General features: G+C 68.4%; 19 protein-coding genes and 1 tRNA gene. 5 read left to right on the forward strand and 15 right to left on the reverse strand.

Translation table 11 applies throughout. From position 1 onward, the window contains the following. Positions 1-93: 93 nt before the first annotated feature. From AC07SQ_RS02000 to AC07SQ_RS02020, 5 genes are read right to left on the reverse strand one after another with little or no spacing between them, the layout of a single operon-like run. Positions 94-1,302, reverse strand: a complete 1,209-nt coding sequence (locus AC07SQ_RS02000; RefSeq protein WP_495270874.1) for a YbfB/YjiJ family MFS transporter — start codon at positions 1,300-1,302, stop codon at positions 94-96. An 18-nt stretch (positions 1,303-1,320) separates the two neighbouring features. Next, positions 1,321-2,955: an ABC transporter ATP-binding protein gene (locus AC07SQ_RS02005; protein ID WP_495270875.1), complete on the reverse strand. Its 1,635-nt coding sequence runs from the start codon at positions 2,953-2,955 to the stop codon at positions 1,321-1,323. 5 nt (positions 2,956-2,960) lie between these two features. Then, entirely contained in the window at positions 2,961-4,004 is a 1,044-nt protein-coding gene (locus AC07SQ_RS02010) for an ABC transporter permease (protein WP_495270876.1), read from the reverse strand. Further along, positions 3,997-5,010 (reverse strand): microcin C ABC transporter permease YejB, encoded by a 1,014-nt coding sequence (locus tag AC07SQ_RS02015; protein WP_062479827.1) that lies wholly within the window; start codon positions 5,008-5,010, stop codon positions 3,997-3,999. Before AC07SQ_RS02015 ends, AC07SQ_RS02010 begins: the two co-directional genes overlap by 8 nt. A gap of 16 nt (positions 5,011-5,026) precedes the next feature. Further along, a complete protein-coding gene (locus AC07SQ_RS02020; protein WP_495270877.1) occupies positions 5,027-6,859 on the reverse strand; it encodes an extracellular solute-binding protein in 1,833 nt (610 codons plus the stop codon). A 37-nt stretch (positions 6,860-6,896) separates the two neighbouring features. Between AC07SQ_RS02020 and fabI the strand changes: the two genes are divergently transcribed. Further along, on the forward strand, positions 6,897-7,679 hold the full coding sequence (gene fabI, locus AC07SQ_RS02025) for an enoyl-ACP reductase FabI (protein ID WP_495270878.1): 783 nt from the start codon (positions 6,897-6,899) through the stop codon (positions 7,677-7,679). Positions 7,680-7,710: 31 nt separating this feature from the next. After that, the gene (locus AC07SQ_RS02030; protein WP_062479832.1) at positions 7,711-8,559 is read left to right on the forward strand and encodes a DNA ligase; all 849 of its coding nucleotides are present in this window, start codon (positions 7,711-7,713) and stop codon (positions 8,557-8,559) included. A gap of 45 nt (positions 8,560-8,604) precedes the next feature. Here the strand turns inward: AC07SQ_RS02030 and AC07SQ_RS02035 are convergent, their stop codons facing one another. Beyond that, a complete protein-coding gene (locus AC07SQ_RS02035; RefSeq protein WP_139701637.1) occupies positions 8,605-10,902 on the reverse strand; it encodes an arginine/lysine/ornithine decarboxylase in 2,298 nt (765 codons plus the stop codon). A gap of 216 nt (positions 10,903-11,118) precedes the next feature. Between AC07SQ_RS02035 and AC07SQ_RS02040 the strand changes: the two genes are divergently transcribed. The 3 genes from AC07SQ_RS02040 to AC07SQ_RS02050 all read left to right on the forward strand — a co-directional run bounded on the left by AC07SQ_RS02040 (position 11,119) and on the right by AC07SQ_RS02050 (position 12,660). Continuing rightward, the gene (locus AC07SQ_RS02040) at positions 11,119-11,544 is read left to right on the forward strand and encodes an NfeD family protein (protein ID WP_495270879.1); all 426 of its coding nucleotides are present in this window, start codon (positions 11,119-11,121) and stop codon (positions 11,542-11,544) included. A gap of 60 nt (positions 11,545-11,604) precedes the next feature. Next, positions 11,605-12,534: an SPFH domain-containing protein gene (locus tag AC07SQ_RS02045; RefSeq protein ID WP_056580537.1), complete on the forward strand. Its 930-nt coding sequence runs from the start codon at positions 11,605-11,607 to the stop codon at positions 12,532-12,534. Positions 12,535-12,569: 35 nt separating this feature from the next. Further along, positions 12,570-12,660 (forward strand) — tRNA-Ser (locus AC07SQ_RS02050). Positions 12,661-12,775: 115 nt separating this feature from the next. On the opposite strand, the gene AC07SQ_RS02055 is transcribed toward AC07SQ_RS02050, so the two are convergent. From AC07SQ_RS02055 to AC07SQ_RS02095, 9 genes are all read right to left on the reverse strand, one after another. After that, positions 12,776-13,519: a GntR family transcriptional regulator gene (locus AC07SQ_RS02055; RefSeq protein ID WP_447744332.1), complete on the reverse strand. Its 744-nt coding sequence runs from the start codon at positions 13,517-13,519 to the stop codon at positions 12,776-12,778. A 58-nt stretch (positions 13,520-13,577) separates the two neighbouring features. Continuing rightward, a complete protein-coding gene (locus tag AC07SQ_RS02060) occupies positions 13,578-14,339 on the reverse strand; it encodes an aspartate/glutamate racemase family protein (protein ID WP_159271731.1) in 762 nt (253 codons plus the stop codon). 16 nt (positions 14,340-14,355) lie between these two features. Continuing rightward, entirely contained in the window at positions 14,356-15,783 is a 1,428-nt protein-coding gene (hydA, locus tag AC07SQ_RS02065; protein ID WP_307588420.1) for a dihydropyrimidinase, read from the reverse strand. A gap of 46 nt (positions 15,784-15,829) precedes the next feature. Further along, positions 15,830-16,558: a maleate cis-trans isomerase family protein gene (locus AC07SQ_RS02070; protein ID WP_495270880.1), complete on the reverse strand. Its 729-nt coding sequence runs from the start codon at positions 16,556-16,558 to the stop codon at positions 15,830-15,832. Between the two features lie 25 nt (positions 16,559-16,583). Beyond that, complete coding sequence (locus tag AC07SQ_RS02075; RefSeq protein WP_062482552.1) at positions 16,584-17,909, reverse strand: MFS transporter; 1,326 nt, start codon at positions 17,907-17,909, stop codon at positions 16,584-16,586. A 218-nt stretch (positions 17,910-18,127) separates the two neighbouring features. After that, positions 18,128-19,354 (reverse strand): pyridoxal-phosphate-dependent aminotransferase family protein, encoded by a 1,227-nt coding sequence (locus tag AC07SQ_RS02080; RefSeq protein WP_495270881.1) that lies wholly within the window; start codon positions 19,352-19,354, stop codon positions 18,128-18,130. A 37-nt stretch (positions 19,355-19,391) separates the two neighbouring features. Continuing rightward, a complete protein-coding gene (locus AC07SQ_RS02085) occupies positions 19,392-20,162 on the reverse strand; it encodes a fumarylacetoacetate hydrolase family protein (protein ID WP_495270882.1) in 771 nt (256 codons plus the stop codon). A 32-nt stretch (positions 20,163-20,194) separates the two neighbouring features. After that, the gene (locus AC07SQ_RS02090; protein ID WP_495270883.1) at positions 20,195-20,989 is read right to left on the reverse strand and encodes a 2-keto-4-pentenoate hydratase; all 795 of its coding nucleotides are present in this window, start codon (positions 20,987-20,989) and stop codon (positions 20,195-20,197) included. Beyond that, on the reverse strand, positions 20,965-22,341 hold the full coding sequence (locus AC07SQ_RS02095; RefSeq protein WP_495270884.1) for an amidase: 1,377 nt from the start codon (positions 22,339-22,341) through the stop codon (positions 20,965-20,967). The genes AC07SQ_RS02090 and AC07SQ_RS02095 overlap by 25 nt, the downstream gene beginning before the upstream one ends. Between the last annotated feature and the right edge of the window lies 1 nt (position 22,342).

Raw genomic sequence — 22,342 nt, forward strand, 5'->3', positions numbered from 1 at the left:
AGACCAAAAAAAACGGGCGGTTGGTACCCGCCCGTTTGGTCGTGAGCCTCGAATTATATGCTATTCGCGTGCATAAATGAAGGACATCGGTATTCAGGCGGCCAGAGGGCGCCGGTATTTCGACCAGACCACGGCAAACAGCACCGCGCCCAGGGCCAATGCGGCTGCCGCCACCAGCAAAGGGAGCTCGAAAGAACCGGTGCGCTGGGCCAATGGCGCTGCAAACAGCGGCCCGATGATCTGCCCCACCCCGTAGGACGCCGTGGCATAGCCGATCAGCCCGGCCGCGGCATTGCCGCGCAGCCGTCGGGCTTCCCGCATGGCGAAAAGCGTGATGGCGGTGAAAGGCATGCCGAGCAGCAGGCTGCCGAGCGCAAAACCCGCAATGGTCGGCCAGGCCACGGAAAACACGACGCCGAGGGCCTGCAATGCATAAGCGGCGGCCAGCAGCAGCCGGTTATCCCAATGCACGGGGGCGCGGGCGCCGATCAGTGCGCCCGGAATGATGGCCGCGCCGAACAGCGGCCAGAAGAAATCCGGCCACGGTGATCCCGGCAGCGCCTGCCGGGCGATCACGGGCAGGAAGGTGGCGGTAATGATGTAACCAAAGCCTGCCAGCCCATAGAGCGCGACCAGCCAGATCGCATCGCTGCGGGCTGACGCCGATCCCGAAGCACTCCCCGCAGCAACAGCCGGACTCGCCACCGCCCCGCCCACCGCCGCCCCCACCCGCTCGCCGTCGTCGAACACCCGCCAGATCACCGCGACCAGCACCACGGCCAGCAACCCGAGGCCGATCCAGCCCGCCTCCGAACCCCAGCGGCCGAGCGCCCCGCCCAGCAGGCCGGTCATGGCGATCCCGATGCCCGGCCCCGTGTAGATCACGCCGGCCAGCGTGGGCGCGTTCGTCTCGGCCAGCCGGCGCAGCCCCCAGCCCGAGGCGAACACGAAGACCCAGGCGCTCATCACCCCGGCCGCCGCGCGCAGCACGCCCCAGCCGACGAAGCTGTGCAGCAGCCCCATGCCGACCAGCAAGGCCGCCGTGGCCAACAGCCCGCCGCGCACCATGCTCGATGCCTTGATGCCGATGGCCGCGCAGCTGACCGCGCCGAAGAAATAGCCCAGGTAATTAAGAGACGCCAGCAAACCGCCGCCGGCCAGCTCGAGCTTTCCCTCGCTCAGCATGATGGGCAGCATGGGCGTGAAGGCGAAGCGCCCCAGGCCCATGGCCACCGCCAGCGTGACCATGCAGGCCAGCGCCGCGCGCCAGGCACCGCGCCGGTCGTGTCCGATACTCGACATTTCTACCCGTCTCCGTTTTTATTCCAGCAGCGCCGCCGCCACCAGCTTCTGTGTGTAGGGATGCTCGGGGGCGTCGAGGACGCGCAGGGCCGGCCCGGATTCGAGGATCGCGCCGTCCTTCATCACGATGACCTGGTGCGCCATGGCGCGGATCACCTCGACGTCGTGCGTGATCAGGAGGTAGCTCAGCCCCCGTTCGCGCTGCAGCCGCTGCAGCAGGCCGAGCACCTGCTTCTGGATGGTCACGTCGAGCGCGCTGGTGGGCTCGTCGAGCACCAGCAGCCGCGGATCGACGATCAGCGCCCGGGCGATCGCCAGCCGCTGGCGCTGCCCGCCCGAGAACTCGTGCGGATAGCGGTCGAGCAGCGCAGGAAACTGCGCCTCGCTCAAGCCCACGTCGGCCAGCGCCGTGAGCGCGCGCGCCCGGCGGGCCGCGGCGTCGAGCTCGGGCGCGTGCACACGCAGCCCCTCGCCCACGATCTGCTCGACCGTCATGCGCGGCGAGAGCGACGAGAACGGGTCCTGAAACACGACCTGCATCGTGCGGCGCAACGCCAGGTCGGAGGCGCGGTCGACCGCCCAGCCCTTCCCCGTCACCTGCAGCTCGCCCCGGTGCTTGAGCAGGCCGAGCGCGGCCAGCGCCAGCGTCGACTTGCCCGAGCCCGATTCACCGACCACGCCGAGCGTTTCGCCCGGCGCAATCCGGAAATCGGCGCCCTGCACGGCGACGAACTCGCCCTTGCGGAACCAGCCCGCGAAGCCGGGGCGCGACACCGGATAGCTCACGCGCAGCGCCCGGGCCTCCAGCACCGGCGGCGCCGCGCCGTCGGTGGCCGCCTCGGCCACATCACGCGCCGGATGGCTGTCGATCAGCTTGCGGGTGTAGGCATGCTGCGGCGCCTCGAACACCGTGCCCACCGGGCCGTGCTCGACGATGTGGCCGCGCTCCATCACCGCCACGCGGTCGGCAAAACGGCGCACCAGGTTCAGGTCGTGGGTGATGAGCAGCACGGCCATGCCGTATTTGCGTTGCAAGTCGGCCAGCAGCTCGAGGATCTGCGCGCGCACCGTGACGTCGAGCGCCGTGGTCGGCTCGTCGGCCAGCAGCAGGCGCGGTTTGCAGGCCAGGGCCATCGCGATCATGGCGCGCTGGCGCTGCCCGCCCGAGAGCTGGTGCGGATACGACCTCGCCCGCCGCGCCGGTTCGGGAATGCCGGTGTCGGCCAACAGCTGCACGGCCGCCTCCTGCGCGGCGCGGGCCGACAGCCCTTCGTGCAACTCGAGCACCTCGGCGATCTGGTCGCCCACGGTGTACAGCGCATTGAGCGCGGTCATCGGCTCCTGGAAGATCATCGCGATCTCCTTGCCGCGGATGCCGCGCAGTTCGCGCTCCGGAATCGACAGCAGGTCGCGTGCACCGCGCTGCGCCTGCGACCCCGACAGAGTCGCCACCCCGTCAAGGTCGGCGTTCTGCACCAGCCGCAGCAGCGACAGCGCCGTGACCGTCTTGCCCGAGCCCGACTCGCCGACCAGCGCCAGCTTTTCGCCGGCGGCGATCTGCAGGTCGATGCCATGCACCACCGGCTTGCCGCCGAAGGCGACGCGCAGCCCCTTCACGTCGAGCAAGGACTGGTTCTTCGTTGTGTCGCGCATCGTCGTCATTTGTCGGCCTTCCGGGGGTCGAGCGCATCGCGCAGCGCGTCGCCCATGAAGGTCAGCAGCATCAGCGTGACGACCAGCACGCAGAAGGTGGACAGCGAGATCCACCACGCATCGATGTTCCCCTTGCCCTGGCTCAGCAGTTCGCCGAGCGACGGCGTGCCGGGCGGAACGCCCAGCCCGAGGAAGTCGAGCGAGGTCAGCGCGAGGATCGCCGCGCTCATGCGGAACGGCAAGAAGGTGACGACCGGCACCATGCTGTTGGGCAGGATGTGGCGCCACATGATCTGCAGGTTGCCCACGCCGAGCGCGCGTGCGGCCCGCACGTAGTCCATCTGGCGGTTGCGCAGGAACTCGGCGCGCACGTAGTCCGACAGCCCCATCCAGCCGAACAGGCTCAGCAAGATCAGCAGCAGCGACACGCTCGGCGTGAAGATCGCGCTGAAGATGATCAGCAGGTACAGCTCGGGCATCGCGCTCCAGATCTCGATCAGGCGCTGGAAGGTCAGGTCGATCTTGCCGCCGAAGAAGCCCTGCACGGCGCCGGTCGCGATGCCGAGCACCACGCCGACCACGGTGAGCGCCAGCGCGAACAGCACGCTCACGCGAAAGCCGTAGATCAGCTGGGCCAACAGGTCGCGCCCGCGCTCGTCGGTGCCGAGCAGGTTCGCGTGCGAGGGCGCGGCGGGGTTCGGCGGCTTCGAGAAATAGTTGAGCGTGGTCGGGCCGTAGCGGTTGGGCGCATACAGCGCCCAGTTGTCGCCCTGGGTGATGCGCTGCTCGATGAAGGGGTCGAGGTAGTCGGCGGGCGTTTCGAAGTCGCCGCCGAAGGTCTTCTCGGAATAGTCGCGCAGCACGGGGAAGTAGGTCTGCCCTTCGTAGCGCACCACCAGCGGCTTGTCGGTGGAGAGCACGTCGGCGAACAGGCTCAGCACCACCAGCGCCGAGAAGACGACCAGGCTCCAGAACCCCAGCGGGTTGCGGCGGAAACGGCGCCAGGCACGGCGCCCGGGGCTCAGGGACACGGCGGCGGCTTCAGTCAAACTTCACCCTCGGATCGACCCAGACGTAGCAAAGATCGGAGATGAGCTTGGTCACCAGCCCGATCAGCGTGAACAGATACAGCGTGCCCAGGAACACCGGGTAGTCGCGCCGCAGCACGCTCTCGTAGCTCAGCAGGCCCATGCCGTCGAGCGAGAACAGCGTCTCGATCAGCAGCGCGCCCGAGAAGAAGGCGCCGATGAAGGCGGTCGGAAAGCCCGTGATGATCGGGATCAGCGCATTGCGGAACACGTGCTTCCACAGCACCTGCCGCTCGGCCAGCCCCTTGGCCCGCGCCGTCAGCACGTACTGCTTGCGGATTTCCTCGAGGAAGGAGTTCTTGGTGAGCATCGCGGTGATCGCGAAGCTGCCCAGCACCATGGCCGTCACCGGCAAGGTGATGTGCCACAGGTAGTCGACGATGCGCGCACCCCAGCTCAGCGACTCCCAGTTCGGCGAGGTCAGCCCGCGCAGCGGGAACCACTGCAGCTGGCCGCCGAAGATCACCAGCAGCGCCACGCCCAGCACGAAGCCCGGAATGGCGTAGCCGACGAGCACCAGCAGCGTCGTGAAGAAGTCGAAGCGCGAGCCCGCGCGCACGGCCTTGGCCACGCCCAGCGGCACCGCGATGAGGTAGCTGATGAAGAAGGTCCACAGCCCCAGGCTGATCGACACCGGCAGCTTCTCCTTGATGAGCTGCCACACGTCCTTGCTCTGGAAGAAGCTCTTGCCCAGGTCGAAGCGGGCGAACTGCTTGAGCATCTGCCAGAAGCGCTCGGGGGCCGGCTTGTCGAAGCCGTAGAGCGCCTTGATCTCGGCCACCTGCTTGGCGTCGAGCGTGCGGCCAGTGGGGCCGCCCGAGATGCGGTTCTCCTTGTTGGTGAGTTGCGAGAGCAGCTGCTCGGCCGGACCGCCCGGCACGAACTGCACGATCGCGAAGTTGAGCAGCAGCACGCCGAACAGCGTGGGAACGATCAGCAGGAGGCGTCGGATCAGGTAGGCGGCCATGCGTGTTCTTGTTCTCTTACTTGGCGCTCGGCTCGATCCACCACATCGTCAGCATCGCCGACCCCGCCAGCAGGCGTTGCGGCAAGGGCGCGTCCGGGCGACGCAGCTTTCGCTTGTGGGCAATGAAATACTGCTTGCCGTAGTACATCGGGGTCATGTAGTGCTGGTGGAGCAAGTAGCGGTCCAGCAGCCGCGCGGCCGCCGCGAGCGAGGCGCGGTCGTGGCTGTTGACGATCACCTCGACGATCTCGTCGACCACCGGGTCGCTGATGCCGCTGAGGTTCTGGCTGCCCTTCTCGCTCGCCGATTTCGAGCCGAAGTCGTCGTACAGCTCGTTGCCCGGGCTCGACGAGCCACCGACGAGGCTGATGGCCATGTCGAAATCGAAGTCGTCCAGCTTCTTCTTCAGCAGGCTCGGGTCGCGCAGGCGGTAGTCGAGCCGGATGCCCAACTTGCCGAGGTTGCGCGCATACGGCGCAAGCACCACGCCCGAGCTGCGGTCGGCGATGTCGATGGTGATCACGAACGGCGTGCCGGCCTTGTCGCGCAGCGCGCCGTCGCGGTAGGTCCAGCCGGCCTCCTTGAGCAGTTCCTGCGCCTTCACGAGGTTGCGTCGCAGGCCTTCGGCGGTGTCGCCGCTGCTGTCGGGGCGCGGCAGCTCGCCCTTCGTGTTGTCGAGGTAGCGCTGCCGGGTCTTGAGCTTGTCGATCAGCGCCTGCTCCTCGGGGCTGACCTCGGGCTGGGCCATGAGGTCGTCGCTGTTCTGGAAGTAGCTCTGGGTGCGCCCGCGGCGGCCGTAGAACAGGTGGGCGTTGAGCCAGTCGAAGTCGAAGGCCAGCGCCAGCGCCCTGCGCACGCGCATGTCGGCGAAGCGCGGCTGCCGCAGGTTGGGCGCCAGGCCCTGCATGCCGGTGAAGCGGCGGTGCGCGATCTCTTCCTTGACCAGCTCGCCGGAGTCGAAGCGGCGGCCCTTGTAGCGGCGCACCCACGCGATGATCGAGCGCTCTTCCATCGCGTCGAGCGCGCCGGCCTTGAGCGACTCTTCTTCGCCGAGCGAGTCCTTGAAGTACTGGTACGACACCGTGTCGTAGTTGAACATCCCCTTGCGCACCGGCAGGTTGGCGGCCCAGTAGTCCGGGCGCCGGCGGTACGAGATGAACTTGCCGAAATCGACCCTGTCCACCACGTACGGCCCGCTCGCGATCGGCGCCTCGGTCACGATCTGGTCGAAGGGCTTGCCCTTGCCCCAGGCGCTGGAGAACACGGGCAGCCCGCCGATGATCATGTGCAGCTCGGCGTTCTGGCGCACGAAGTCGAAGCGGATGGTGCGCTCGCCCGTCACCACGGCCTCCTTGATGTCGGCCCAGTACGAACGGAAGGTCGGCCCGGCCGCCTTGCTGCGCAGGGTGTCGAAGGAGTACTTCACGTCTTTCGCCAGCACCGGCGAGCCGTCGGAAAACCGCGCCTTGGGGTTCAGCCGGAAGGTGACGCTCAAGCGGTCAGGGGCCAGCTGGATGTCTTCGGCCAGCAGGCCGTACTGCGAGAAAGGCTCGTCCTCGCTCGGCGTGGTCAGCGAGTCGAAGAGCAGGCCGTACTCGGAGAACACGAAGCCGTTGGCGCTGTAGCCCATGCCCACCGGGGGCACGCCGCGCAAGGTGAAGGGGTTGAGCTTGTCGAAGCTGCCGGCGGCCGACAGGGTCAGGTCGCCGCCCTTGGGCGCGTTGGGGTTCACGTAGTCGAAATGCGTGAACGACGCCGGGTACTTGGGCTCGTAACCCATGCCCAGCCCGTGCGCCGCCCACGAGGGCAGCGCCAGGAGCGCCAACATCCAGAGCAGCCAACCTCGCATGCGAGAATTCTGCCCAAGATTTTCACGAGGCAACTTCATGGGCTTTCTTTCCGGCAAGAAACTGTTGATCACCGGTGTGTTGAGCAATCGCTCCATTGCATATGGCATTGCCAAGGCCTGTCACGACCAGGGCGCGGAACTCGCCTTCAGTTATGTCGGCGAGCGATTCAAGGACCGTATCACCGAATATGCCGCAGACTTCGGCTCGAAACTGATTTTCGACTGCGACGTGAGCGACGATGCGCAGATCGACAAGCTCTTCACCGACCTCGCGCAGACCTGGCCCAAATTCGACGGCTTCGTGCACAGCATCGGCTTCGCCACGCGCGAATCGATCGCCGGCGACTTCCTGGAAGGCCTCTCGCGCGAAGGCTTCAAGATCGCGCACGACATCAGTGCGTACAGCTTCCCGGCCATGGCCAAGGCGGCTCTGCCCTACCTCAACGACAAGTCGGCCCTGCTCACGCTGACCTACCTGGGTGCCGAGCGCGCGCTGCCCAACTACAACACCATGGGCCTGGCCAAGGCCTCGCTCGAGGCGTCGGTGCGCTACACCGCCGCCTCGCTCGGCCCGAAGGGCATGCGCGTGAACGGCATCAGCGCCGGCCCCATCAAGACGCTCGCCGCCAGCGGCATCAAGAGCTTCAGCAAGATCCTCACGGCCGTGGCCGACGCCTCGCCGATCCGCCGCAACGTGACCATCGAGGAAGTCGGCAACGTGGCCGCCTTCCTGCTGAGCGACCTGGCCAGCGGCGTGACCGCCGAGATCACCTACGTGGACGGCGGCTTCAGCAACGTGGTCGGAGGCATGGCGGAGTAATTTCCCCTCTCGGCTCCCAGCGCTTGCCATTGTGTTGAATCGACGCTCCCTCCTCCTGCTTGCGGGACTGGGCGCAGCCCTCTCGGGTCGCGCCGCGTTCGCGCGCGCGGCCGCCCCCGCCCTGATGCTTGCCGAGGTGTACCGCCCCGGCATGTCGCTCGCGGGCTACTGGGTCAGCGAGAAGTTCGACGGCGTGCGCGGCTACTGGGACGGCCAGAAGCTCTGGACCCGTGGCGGCGAGCCTGTCATGGCTCCGGCGTGGTTCACCGCCTCGCTGCCCAAGCAGCCGCTCGACGGCGAACTGTGGGCGGGACGTGGCCGCTTCAACCACACGATGTCGACCGTGCGCAGCCAGACGCCCAGCGACACGGCCTGGCACGAGATCCGTTTCATGGTGTTCGACCTGCCCGCCCAGGGCGGCGACTTCAACACCCGCCTCGCGGCGCTGCGCAAGCTGCTGCCCATCACCGACGCGCCCTGGGTGGTGGCCGTGCCGCAGCAGCCCGCCACCACGCACGAGGACCTGCAGGCGCTGCTCGACAAGACCGTGAAGATGGGCGGCGAAGGCCTGATGCTGCACCGGGGCGCGTCGATGTACCGCGGCGAGCGCAACAACGACCTGCTCAAGGTCAAGCCCTTCGAGGACGCCGAGGCTCGCGTGGTCGCGCACCTGCCCGGCAAGGGCAAGCACCACGGCCGGCTCGGCGCGTTGATGGTCGAGATGCCCGACGGCCAGCGCTTCCGGCTCGGCACCGGCCTGACCGACGCCGAGCGCGACCAGCCACCGCCGATCGGCAGCCTGGTGACCTACCGCTACAACGGCACGCACCCGAGCGGGTTGCCGAAGTTCGCGCGCTTCATGCGCGTGCGCGAAGGCTAGCCCCGCCTTCGCAGACCGTGCCCCGCACCGGGGCACGCTCCTCTCTCAGCTTGCCTTGCGCACGCAGTCCGCGTAGTACCGCTTCTTGCCCGTCTCGTCGATGCGCGCCACCAGGCCGTGGATGTCGGTCTCGAAGCCCGGGCACTGCAGGTTGAATTCGCGCGAGAACTTCAGGTAGTCGACGATCTTTTTGTTGAACACCTCGCCCGGGATCAGGAGCGGAATGCCCGGCGGGTACGGCGTGATCAGGCTGGTGGTGATGCGGCCTTCGAGCTCGTCGATCTCCACGCGCTCGGTCTTGCGGTGCGCGATGTGGGCGAAGGCGTCGCTGGGCTTCATGGCCGGCGTCAGGTCGCTCAGGTACATCTCGGTCGTGAGGCGGGCCACGTCGTAGCGCGCGTACAGCTGGTGGATGTGCTGGCACAGGTCGCGCAGGCCCAGGCGCTCGTAGCCCGGGTGCTGCTGGCAGAACTCGGGCAGGATGCGCCACATCGGCTGGTTGCGCGCGTAGTCGTCCTTGAACTGCTGCAGCGCCGTGAGCAGCGTGTTCCAGCGGCCCTTGGTGATGCCGATGGTGAACATGATGAAGAAGCTATAGAGACCCGTCTTCTCCACGATCACGCCGTGCTCGGCCAGGAACTTGGTCACCACGCTGGCGGGGATGCCGGTCTCGGCAAAGTTGCCTTCCAGGTCCAGGCCCGGCGTGACGATGGTCGACTTGATCGGGTCGAGCATGTTGAAGCCGTCGGCCAGTTCGCCGAAGCCGTGCCAGTTGCGCGGCGACTTCTTGCTCTTGGGCTTGCCGTTCTTCTCGCCGTGCATGATCCAGTCTTCGGCGCGGCCGATGCCCTCGTCGACGAGCTTCTCGGGGCCCCAGACCTTGAACCACCACTCGTCCTTGCCGAACTCTTCCTCGACCTTGCGCATGGCGCGGCGGAAGTCGAGCGCTTCCAGGATGCTCTCTTCCACCAGCGCGGTGCCGCCGGGCGGCTCCATCATGGCGGCGGCCACGTCGCAGCTCGCGATGATCGCGTACTGCGGGCTGGTCGACGAGTGCATCAGGTAGGCCTCGTTGAAGAGGTCCCGGTCCAGCGCGCGGTTCTGCGAGTCCTGCACCAGCACGTGGCTGGCCTGGCTGATGCCGGCCAGCAGCTTGTGTGTCGACTGCGTGGCGAACACCAGCGATTCCTTCGGGCGCACGCGGCGCTTGCCCATCGCGTGGTAGGCGCCGTAGAACGGGTGAAAGGCGGCGTGCGGCAGCCAGGCCTCGTCGAAGTGCAGCGTGTCGACGTAGCCGTCGAGCATGTTCTTGATGGTCTCGGTGTTGTAGATCACGCCGTCGTAGGTCGACTGCGTGAGCGTCATCACGCGCGGCTTGACCTTGTTCGGATCGACGTCGGCGAGCAGCGGGTTGGCCTTGATCTTGGCCTTGATGGCGCTCTGCTCGAACTCGCTCTTCGGGATCGGGCCGATGATGCCGAAGTGGTTGCGCGTGGGCTTCATGAACACCGGAATCGCGCCGGTCATGATGATCGCGTGCAGGATCGACTTGTGGCAGTTGCGGTCGACCACCACCACGTCGTCGGGCGCCACCGTGTGGTGCCACACCATCTTGTTGCTGGTGCTGGTGCCGTTGGTCACGAAGAAGCAGTGGTCGGCATTGAAGATGCGCGCCGCATTGCGCTCGCTGGCCGCCACCGGGCCGGTGTGGTCGAGCAGCTGGCCCAGTTCTTCCACCGCGTTGCAGACGTCTGCGCGCAGCATGTTCTCGCCGAAGAACTGGTGGAACATCTGGCCCACCGGGCTCTTCAGGAACGCCACGCCACCCGAGTGGCCCGGGCAGTGCCACGAGTACGAGCCGTCCTCGGCGTAGTCGATCAGCGCCTTGAAGAACGGCGGCTGCACGCCTTCCAGGTAGCTCTTGGCCTCGCGGATGATGTGGCGCGCCACGAATTCGGGGGTGTCCTCGAACATGTGGATGAAGCCGTGCAGCTCGCGCAGGATGTCGTTCGGGATGTGGCGCGAGGTCTTGGTCTCGCCGTAGATGTAGATCGGCACGTCGGCGTTCTTGCGACGCACCTCGCCGATGAAGCTGCGCAGGCTCAGCACGGCCGGGTCGAGGTCGGGGCCGACCGAGAACTCTTCGTCGTCGATCGACAGGATGAAGGCGCTGGCGCGGCTTTGCTGCTGCGCGAACTGGCTCAGGTCGCCGTAGCTCGTGACGCCCAGCACCTCGAAGCCCTCGCTTTCGAAGGCCTGCGCGAGCGCGCGGATGCCGAGGCCCGAAGTGTTTTCGGAGCGGAAGTCCTCGTCGATGATGACGATGGGAAAGCGAAATTTCATGAGCGGGGCTCCGGACAGGCAGTCAGACAGGCAATGAGCGAGGCGCGAAGTGTACGGAATTCGGATGACGGATTGCGTCGGGCGCCTGCAAGCCCCGCAGGGCACGCCGGCCCGAGCAGCCCCGGCGGGCGCCATATCCCTACGCGACACAGGCGCATGGCGCGCCATGCCGCAGAATGGCGAAGGTCCAAGTAACAAAAGAAGAGAGGAGTTGCCATGGGAAATCCCACCTTCTGGTGGTTGATCGCAGGCGCGGCCATCGTGGCCGAGTTGTTGTCCGGCACGGTGTACCTGCTGCTGCTGGCCGCCGGCTTCGCCGCCGCAGCCATCGCCGCGCACCTGGGCTTCAGCCTCGTCACGCAGCTGCTGGTGGCCGCCGTGGTCGGCGTGGGCGCGGTCGTGACCTGGTACCTGATCCGCCGCAACCGCCCTGCCGAGCCCTCCAGCGAGGCCAACCGCGACCTCAACCTGGACATCGGCGAGAGCGTGTACGTCGATGCCTGGAACCCCGACGGCACCGCCACCGTGCGCTACCGCGGTTCGCAATGGACCGTCGTGCTGCGCGCGGGCCATGCGCCCTCCACCGGCGAACACCGCGTGGTCGAGATGGTCGGCAGCCGCCTCGTGGTCGACAAGATCTAGCAGAGATCTAACAGTTCAATCGGTCAGTCAGAAAAACGCATTCGAAAAGGAAGCAACACCATGGAATTTTCCGTTCCTCTCATCATCCTGGTCATCGCGATCATCTTCATCAGCCAGTCGGTCAAGTTCGTGCCGCAGCAGAACGCATGGGTGCGCGAGCGCCTGGGCAAGTACCACGGCACCATGACGCCCGGCCCGAACTTCCTGATCCCGTTCATCGACCGCGTGGCCTACAAGCACAGCCTGAAGGAAATCCCGCTCGACGTGCCCAGCCAGATCTGCATCACGCGCGACAACACGCAGCTGCAGGTCGACGGCATCCTGTACTTCCAGGTGACCGACCCGATGCGCGCCAGCTACGGCTCGTCGAACTACATCGTGGCCGTGACCCAGCTCGCACAGACCTCGCTGCGCAGCGTGATCGGCAAGCTGGAGCTCGACAAGACCTTCGAAGAGCGCGACGTGATCAACGCCCAGGTGGTGGCCGCCATCGACGAGGCCGCGCTCAACTGGGGCGTGAAGGTGCTGCGCTACGAAATCAAGGACCTGACGCCGCCCAAGGAAATCCTCTTGGCCATGCAGGCGCAGATCACCGCCGAACGCGGCAAGCGCGCGCTCATCGCCGCCTCGGAAGGCCGTCGCCAGGAACAGATCAACATCGCCACCGGCGAACGCGAAGCCTTCATTGCCCGCTCGGAAGGCGAGAAGCAGGCGCAGATCAACAACGCGCAGGGTGAAGCCGCCGCCATCACGGCCGTGGCCACCGCCACGGCAGACGCCATCGAACGCGTGGCCGCCGCCATCCGCCAGCCGGGCGGCGAACAGGCCGTGCAGCTGAAGGTGGCCGAGCGCGCCGTCGATGCTTACGGCAAGGTGGCCGCCGACTCCAAGACCACGCTCATCGTGCCAAGCAACATGACCGAGACGGCCGCGCTTATCTCGTCGGCCATGCGCATGATCCAAACCGGGAAAAGCGCCGGCCCGAACTGAAACGGCTGAAAACCCGCGCTACAATCGTGGGCTCAGGAGCGGTGGATGAGCGGTTTAAGTCGCACGCCTGGAAAGCGTGTGAGGGTTAATAGCCCTCCGCGGGTTCGAATCCCGCCTGCTCCGCCAAAACGATGCCCCAGTAGCTGCCAAGCTGCTGGGGCTTTTTGTTTGTTGGGCGCCCGCAATGGGTTTGCCTGAGCCTTGCGGACATCGGGCATGCCGTTGCCCGACCTCCTCCGGTTCAGCTGAACACGCTTTCGAGATCGACCTCTTCCGCGCTGTCGTCCAGCTTCAGGCTCTGCTCGATGTGGTCGAGGTGATGCAGCATCAGCTTCTCGGCCCGCGCAGCGTCGCCGCGGTTCACGGCGGCGACGATTTCCTCGTGCTCGTCGGCGCGGCAGCTGGTGGCCGTGGGCGCGTCGTACAGCGAGATGATGAGGCAGGTCAGCACCGACAGCTCGCGCATCGAGCGCGCCAGCGCCGAATTGCCGGCCAGCTCGGCCAGCAGCACATGGAACTCACCCGACAGCCGCACGATGGCACGCTTGTCGTCGCGGCGCCGTGCGTCGGCCTCGAGCTCGATGTGGCGTTGCAGGCGCTCCCGCTTGGCGTCGTCGAGCGTACGGATGAGGCGGCGCAGCACGCCGGGCTCGATGAGGCGGCGCGCCTCGAACACGTCCTGGGCCTGCTCGATGGTGGGCTTGGCGACGAAGGCGCCGCGCTGCGGCACCAGCTCGACGATCTGTTCGTGCGCCAGCCGGGCCAGCACCTCGCGCACCTTGGCGCGGCTGGTCGCGAAGATCGTGGCCAGCCGGTCTTCGCCCAGCTTCGTGCCCGGCGCGAGACGGTGTTCCAGGATGGCGGCCGAGATCTTCTCGGCGATCTCGTCGACGCTGTGTTCGCGGACAGGGGTGGCACCGGTCGTGCCGGTGGCGCCAGTCGCGCCGTTCGCGCTGGTCTTGCGGGCTGGGGCTTTGGTGGGCATCGGCGCCGATTCTATCGACGCCCCCTCGAGGCTGCAGAGCGTCACGGGGCCCACCGCCTCAGCCTGGCGCGCGGGCGCCGTCGCGTGCCAGCAGCCGCGCCAGGGCCTCGGGCAGCCCGTGGTTCGGCTTGATCGGCGGCGGTGCAAAACTGCCCAGGCGCGCCGGCGCGGGTGCCAGCGACACGAGCGTCTGCGCATGGCACACGGCGCTCGACACGCCGTCGACCACGGGCACCGGAATGCGGTCCTTGATGGAGCGCGCCAGGCCCGCCAGCGGCGCGCCGGCAATGATGATCACGTCCGCGCCGTCGTCCTCGATGGCCGACATGCACAGGGCCTCCAGGCGCTGGCCGTGGTCGTCCTGCACGTGGCCGATGTCCTTGAGAGGACCGTCCAGGCTGCGGATGCTCGCCAGCCGGTCGATGAGGCCATTGGCCTGCACGCACTCTCGGTACCACGCCGTGATGCGGCGCGAGATCGCGACGATCGAGAAGCGCTTGCCCAGCAGGCACGCGCTCATGAGGGCGGCTTCGGTGAGGCCGACCACGGGAATGTCGAGCGCCTCGCGCAGGCCGTCGATGCCGGGGTCGCCGAAGGCCGCGACCACGATGGCGTCGTGCCGCGTGTGGTGCTCGGCCGCGAGCGTGGCGGCGGCGTAGGCGCCGATCAGCGATTCGAAGCGGGTCTCGATGTAGGCCACGCCGAAAGGCGCCGTGAGCACCTCGATGTGCGTGTCGCTCGCGGCCGCGCGCCGGGCCTCGGCCGCGATCAGGTCGGAGACGCTTTGCGAGGTGTTGGGGTTGATGAGCAGCAGGTTCATGGCGGTGGCTCCAGGTTCAGGCGGGTCGGCGGCTCGGCAGCAAGGTGGGCTCGCCCCGGCGCAGGAATTCTCCGCGTCCGGCGCGCGGATGGAAGCGTTCGCCGTCCCACACGACCTCGCCGCGCGCCAGCGTCAGCGCCGGCCAGGCTTTCACCTCGATGCCCTCGTAGGGCGTGTAGTCGACGTCGTGGTGCAGGTCGGCGTTGCGGATGGCGCGCGGCGTGGTGCCCCAGACCACGAGGTCGGCGTCGGCGCCCACGGCGATCGTGCCCTTGCGCGGGTGCAGTCCGTAGGCCTTGGCGGGGTTGGTGGACGTCAGCTCGACGAACTTGTTGATGGTGATGCGCCCGTCGAGCACGCCGTGCGAAAACAACAGCGGCAGCCGCGTCTCGATGCCCGGAATGCCGTTCGGGATGTGGCGGAACGCCACTTCTTCGCCGCCGGGCTTCTTGCCCTCGGGCGCGTCGTAGCGGAACGGCGCATGGTCCGACGAGAAGATCGTGAACAGCCCGTCGGACAGCCCGTTCCAGATCACCTGCTGGTTCTCGCGGTTGCGCGGCGGCGGGCTGCAGACACAGCGCGCGCCCTGGTAACTGTCGTCGATGCCCAGGTCTTCGGCGGTCAGGAACAGGTACTGCGGGCAGGTTTCGGCGAACACGCTCAGGCCGTGCGCGCGCGCCCAGCGGATCTGCTCGACGGCTTCGCGCCCCGACACGTGCACGATCATGATCGGCACGTCGACCAGCTCCGACAGCGCGATGGCGCGGTGCGTCGCCTCGCGCTCGACCAGCATCGGCCGCGAATGCGCATGAAAGCGCGGCGCGGTGCGCCCGCTGGCTTCGAGCCGCTTGGTCAGCCACTCGATGCAGTCGGCGTTCTCGGCGTGGATCATGGCCATCGCGCCCTGCTCTCTCGCCACCGACAGCACGTCGAGGATCTGGCCGTCGTCCAGCTTCAGGTCGTCGTAGGTCATGTAGATCTTGAACGAGGTGTAGCCCTCGGCGATGAGCTGCGGCAGCTCGTGCTTGAGCACTTCTTCGGTCGGATCGCTCACGATCAGGTGGAAGGCGTGGTCGACGTGGGCGCGGCCCTCGGCGCGCTGGTGGTAGTCCTGCACGGCGGCGCGCAGCGACTGGCCCTTCTGCTGCGCCGCGAACGGAATCACGGTGGTCGTGCCGCCGCAGGCCGCGGCGCGGGTGCCCGAGCCGAAGTCGTCGGCCATGCGCACGGGCGGCTCCATCGGCTGGTCGAGGTGGCAGTGGGCGTCGACGCCGCCCGGCGTCACGTAGCGGCCGGCGGCGTCGATCTCCTGCCGGCCGGGCGGCAGGCCGAGGCCGAGCTGCACGATGCGGCCGCCGGCGATGCCGATGTCCGAATCGAAGGTGTCGCTGGCGGTGGCAACGCGGGCGTTGCGCACCACGAGATCGAGGTCGCGGAAGGTCATGGTCTTTCTTTGCTTTTCTGTCTGTGTCGGGGGTGCTTGCGAACGCTCAGGCGTTCGCGTCGAACAGCCGGCCCCAGCCCTTCACGGCGCCCGGCGCGACGCCGACGGTCTTCAGCGCGCGCCAGACCACGGTGGCCACCGAGTCGTAGATCGGGATGCCGAGCTCACGCTCCATCTCCTCGACGAGCTGCGCACCGCTCAGGTTGGTGCACATGATGGTGATGGCGTCGGGGCGCTGCTGCGCCACTTCGCGCAACATGCGGCGCAGCGCGTCGGGCTCGACCTCGCTGAACGAGAAGTTCACCGTGAGGTCCAGGTGGCGCTCGGCCACGCAATCGATGCCGATGCCCGCGTAGTTGGCGACGATGCGCCGCTGCACGTCCTCGACGTACGGCGACACCAGCCCCAGCGTGCGCGCGCCCTGCGCGGCCAGCAGTTCGTTGAGCGCCAGCACCGAGGTGGTCGCCGGGATGCCGGTCGCCTCGGTGATGCGCGCGCACAGCGCCTGGTCTTTCTCGAAGCCGAGCCAGCTGGCCGAGGTGCCGCTCCAGCAGATGGTGTCGACGCGCGCGTCGGCCAGCAGCCGCGCGGCCTCGAGGATCTTGCTGTCGTCGAACTGGTTCAGCGACGCATCGCGCATCGAGATCTCGGTGACGGTGAAGCGCGAGAAATGCGCCGAGACGCCGGGCACGGCCGCGACCATCGCGCTGGTCAGCGGTTCGAGCGCGGTGTTCGAGGAAGGCGTGAGCACGCCGATGAGTTTGCGAGAGGTCATGGGATGGACGTCGGGGTGGTTGGCCTCAGACCGGCAGCTTCTTGCTGTAGTCGATCAGCATCGTCGAGCAGACGAACAGGCCCGCGCCGGCGGCCGTGAACAGCATGAGCGCCATGAAGTACGAGCCCGTGGCCTGCACGATCAGGCCGACCACGATCGGCACGCCGATGCCCGCCACGTTGCCGCCCAGGTTCATCGTGCCGCCCAGGAAGCCGACCCGGGCACGCGTGCCGAGGATCGACGGCACGCACCAGAACAGGCCGCACCAGCGCAGGAAGAACAGCGTGACCGACAGCAGCACCACCACGGCGACCGGGTCCGTGATCCGCGTCACCATGAAGATGGCGATGGTCGCGATGATCGACGAGATGCCGAACAGCGTGCGCAGCACCTTGCTCTGCGACGCGCCGGCCGCCATCCATTTGTCGGCCAGCCAGCCGCCGAACATTTCGCCGACGAAGCCCGAGAAGAACATGATGAACACCGCGCCGCCCATCTGCTTGATGTCGAAGCCGTGCACTTTCGACAGGTAGTTGGGCATCCAGGTGAGCAGGCCGTAGAACAACGCGTTGAAGCACATCCAGCCGAAGAACATGCCCCACACCGAGCGGTAGCGGAAGAAGTCGAGCACGCGCCCGCTCGCATTGGCCGATTCCTTGGCGGCATCGGCGGCATGGCTGGCCTCGATGTAGCGCGCCTCGGCTTCGTTCACGTCGGGATGCTGGCGCGGATGGTTGCGGATGTAGCGCCAGGCGAAGTAGCCGGCGATGACGGTGCCGACACCGGCGATCACGAAGGCCAGGCGCCACGAGCCGAGCACGGCGATCAGCGCCGAGATCAGGATCGCGCCCAGCGCCGCGCCCAGGGGCGCACCGCCGTCGAGCAAGGTGGCGCCGCGTCCGCGTTCGGTCTGCGTCATCCAGATGCCGTTGAGCTTGCCGCCCGCCGGGTAGATCGGCGCCTCGGCCGCGCCCAGGCCCAGGCGCGTCAGCAGCAGGGGCACCCAGCCGGTGCAGGCCGCGGCGATGGCCTGGAAGAAGCCCCAGCCCACGGTGGCGCCAGCAATGACGACGCGCGGGCCGAAGCGGTCGGCCAGCATGCCGCCCGGAATCTGCATCAGCGCATAGGTCCAGAAGAAGGAGCTGAGCAGCAGGCCCTGCACGGCCGGGCCGATGTCGAATTCCTTGGCGATCAGCGGCATGGCCACCGAGAGCGAGGCCCGGTCGATGTAGTTGATCGAGATCAGGAACAACATCATCAGGAAGATCTTCCAGCGCACCTTGGTGGGCTGGAGGGCGGCGTCGGGCGCTGCGGCGGTCGCCTTGGCGCCGTCCGTCATGGTGTTTTGCATCGGTTTGTCTCCTTGCAGTGGCACGGATGCCAGCTTGCAAGGAAACGACCCGGCACGCTGGCGAACTTTGCAGTCGCGGGTCGGGCTGGTCCGGTCCAGTGCACCACCGAGGCTGTGGAGCGGAATTTAGGCTTTGTCGAAATCAACGTCAACATCAATGTTGACAATCTTGTTGACGATAATGGCAAACACCTAGTCCGCAGCCCCTTCCCGGGGGATCACGCGGCGTCGGCGGCCGGTGTTTGCGCAAAGTACGCCATGGCTGCCTGCACCCCGCTGCCGGCCATCGGCACGCCCGCCAGCTTGAAACCCATCTCGATGCCCGTCAATGCGGCCATCAGCGTGAGGTCGTTGCAGTCGCCCAGGTGGCCGATGCGGAACATGCGGCCCCGCAGCTTGCCCAGGCCCGCGCCCAGCGAGAGGTCGAAGCGCTGATGGATGAGGCGGCGCAGCGCATCGGCATCGACGCCCTGCGGCGTGATGACGCCGGTCAGCACGGGCGAATGCACGCGCTCGTCGGCGCACTGCGTCGGCAGGCCCCAGGCCTGCACGGCGGCGCGCACGCCCCGGCCCCAGCGCTGGTGGCGCGCGAAGATCACGGGCAGGCCCTGCTCGAGCACCATGTCCAGCGCCTCGCTCAGGCCGTACAGCAGGTTCGTGCTCGGCGTGTAGGGCCAGTAGCCGCCCTGGTTCATCTCGATGATCTCGTCCCAGGCCCAGAAGGCCTTGGGCAGGCGCGCCGTCTTCGCCACCTCGAGCGCCTTGGGCGACACCGCGTTGAAGCTGATGCCCGGCGGCAGCATGAGGCCCTTCTGCGAGCCGCTGACCGTGACATCCACGCCCCACTCGTCGTGCCGGTAGTCGGCGCTCGCCAGGCCCGAGATGGTGTCGACCATCAGCAGCGCCGGATGGCCCGCTGCATCGATCGCGCGGCGCACCGACGCGATGTCGGAGGTGACGCCGGTCGAGGTCTCGTTGTGCACCACGCACACGGCCTTGATGTGGTGCGTGGTGTCCTGGCGCAGGCGCTGCTCGATCAGGTCGGCCTGCACACCGTGGCGCCAGCTGCGCGGCAGGCCGGTCTCGTCGCTGCCTTCGAGCGCGAGGAACTCGGGCTCCAGGCCGAGCCGGCGCGCCATCTTCTGCCACAGCGTCGCGAAGTGGCCGGTCTCGAACATCAGCACGTGGTCGCCCGGGCTCATCACGTTGACCAGCGCCGCTTCCCAGGCGCCGGTGCCCGACGCGGGATAGACGACGACCGGGTGCCGGGTCTGGAACACCTGCTGCAGCCCGCCGATGACCTTCTTGCCCAACGTGGCGAACTCGGGCCCGCGGTGGTCGATGGTCGGCAGACTGATGGCCCGCAGGATGCGGTCGGGCACGGGGCTGGGGCCCGGAATCTGCAGGAAGTGGCGGCCGCTGGGGTGGTTGTCGAGCGCGATCATGGGGGTTGTCTCCGTTCTGGATGGGTTGTGGAAATTGCTAGAGCTGCACCGACGCGTGGCCGATGCCCGGGAATTCGGCGGTGACGAGGTCGCCCTCGCCCGCTTCGAGAATGCCGACCCAGGTGCCGGTCGTGACGACGGTGCCGGCCGCGACGGTCTGGCCGTGGCGCGTGGCATGGCGCAGCCACGCGGGCAGCAGCCAGGCCGGGTCGCCGAGCGAATGCGTGCCGCGGCGCACCACGCTCGCCCGCGCGCCGATGCGCACCTCGCAGGCCTGCGCGGCCCAGTCGCGGGCGACGAACGGCACCCACTCGCCGAGCACCAACGCGCCGTGCGATTGCAGGTCGGCCAGCTTGCACAGCGCGGGCGCGTCGAGGGCCTCCTGCCAGCGGGAATCGACGATCTCGATCGAGACCGTCATGGCGTCGACCAGGGCGCGTGCGCTGTCGACAGCCAGCGTCGCCGCCAACGCCGCATCGACGTCGCGCCCGATGCGCAGCGCGATCTCGGCCTCGATGCCCCGCAGGTGGAACGGCCAGTCGCCGGCCGTGGCCGGGCTGGTCCACACGCCGCGCGGCGGCAGCGGCGCATGCGTCAGGACGGCATCGCACGACGGGCCGCCGGCCTTCCAGTACCCGGGCGGCGCCGCACCGAACCAGCCCAGCGCCTGCGCCACCTGCTGCTGCACGGCGTAGGCCTCGTCGGCCTGCGCGAGCCCTCCGGCCACCTCTGCGGCCGGGCTCGCGACGTGCGCGCCGCGCGCATGCACCAGCGCCTGCGCCACCACGTCGATCGTTGAATGGGACATATCGGGTTCCTCCAGTGATCCCAGGAAAGAAATCAGAAGCGCGCGTGCAACGGCGCGAGCCCCTTCACTTCCGCCCGCACGGCCGTGCCCTGCGAGGCGAACAACATGCCGGTGCACGAACCGGTCGTCACGACCTGGCCGGCCCGCAGGCCCTGGCCCCGGGCCGCACCTTCGTTGGCCAGCCACACGAGCAGCGCACCGACGTCGGGGTGCGTGTGCTCCCCGACCGTGTGGGCGACGACCTGCGCGTCGAAATGCATCACGACCTCGGTGCGCGCCAGGTCGAGCCACGCACGCTCGAAAGGCGCGGGTTCGCCGAGCACCAGGCCGCCGTGACACAGCAGGTCGGCCAGCAATGCCGAAGGGCTGGCGTCGAGCCAGTCGATCAGGCGGGTTTCGGCCACCTCGATCACGGGCAGCACTTCCGCGATGGCATCGGCCACCTCATCGCGCATGTAGGGCAACGCACGCGGCGGCAGGTCGGCGCCGAGGCGGAACGCGAGCTCGGCCTCGACGCCGCGCAGATGCCATGCACCGCCGACCAGCGACGCGCCGCCGGGCACCAGCCCCTCGGCCGGCAGCGGCGCGCACACGGGCTCGCGGCCCGGCGCGCTCGCGCCGACCTTCCAGCCGCCGACCGCGCCGAGCGCCGCCAGCGTCGCGTCCTGGATCGCATAGGCGGCGTGCCGGTCGTGCGACGGCAGCAGCGACGACATCACGCGCCGCCCGTCGCGCCGCGCGCGACACAGCGCCTGCGCGGCCTCGGCCGGCGCGAGCTGCGCCGCCACGGCCTCGGCCAGCGTCACAACGCGGGGAAGCGCCGCCACGGATGGGCCTGTTCGAACGAGCGCGCGAGCGCGAGCAAGGCGTCGTCCGCGCCTTCGCGTGCCACGAGTTGCACGCCGACCGGCAGCGGCCCCGCAAAGCCGCACGGCAGCGCGATGGCGGGCAGGCCCACGGCGTTCGCGAAGCCGGCGAACACCGCGTGGCCGCGCGGGCCGACCTCGCGCCCGTCGATGCGCGTGGGATGCGTCTCGCCGGCGGGCCAGGGCAGCGCAGCAGCGGCGGGCGTGAGCAGGAAGTCGTAGCGGTCGAACAGCTGCGCCAGCGTGTTGCGCAGCCGCTCGGCTTCGTACAGCAGCTCGAACAGCTCGCTCGCGCTGGCCTTGCGGCCGTTCTCGGCGTTCGCCTGCATCGCGGGGCCGAACAGCGATGCGTCGAAGGGCCGGCTCGACAGCTCCTGCGGATGCGCCACCAGCCAGGCCAGCCCGACCTGCGCCAGCAGCGGCCAGCGCTGGTTGACCACCTCGGCGATGCCGAAGTCCTGCGCCGTCGTCACCTCGTGGCCGAGTTCGGCCATGTGGCGCGCGGCGGCTTCAGTGAGCGCCGCGATCTGCGGATCGACCGGGTGATCGCCGAAGCGCGGAATGAAGAGAATGCGCGCGCGTCGCGGGCCCGCGCCCTCCTCCACCGGCCGATCGCCGATCACCTGCATCACCGCCGCCACGTCGGCCACGCTGCGCGCGATCGGGCCCGCGACCTCGAAGCCCAGGAAGATCGGCGGCAGCCCGTCGCCGCGCGGCACGCGGGCGCGCGAAGGCTTGAAGCCGACGAGGTTGGTGTGCGAGGCCGGCCGGCGGATGGAACCGCCGCCGTCGGTGCCCAGTGCAATGGGACAGCCGCCCGCGGCCACCAGCGCCACCGCGCCGCCCGACGAGCCGCCGGGCGTGAGCGCCGGGTCCCACGGGTTGCCGGTGGGGCCGAACACCGGGTTGTCGGTGTAGCCCTGCATCGTGAACTCGGGCACGTTGGTCTTGCCGAAGATCACGGCGCCGGCTTCGCGCAGCCTGGCCACCGGCAGCTCGTCGCGCTCGGCCACGACGCCGGCCAGCGCGCGGCTGCCCCAGTGCGTCGGCAGGCCGCGCACCTGCAGGTTGTCCTTGATGGTGACCGGCACGCCGTCGAGCGCGCCCAGCGCCCGGCCGCTGCGCCAGCGCGCGGTGCTCTGCTCGGCCGCGTGCGCGGCGCCTTCGCTGTCGAGCGTGATGAGCGCGTTCAGCCGCGGGTTGACCTCGGCGCTGCGCTGCAGGCAGGCATGCAGCGCGTCGGTCGGGGTGAACGCCGCATCGCGAAAGCCTGCGGCGAGCTCGGTCGCGGTGAGTTGCCAGAGCGATGGCATA

The organism is Variovorax sp. GW821-FHT06D12 (assembly GCF_059419205.1).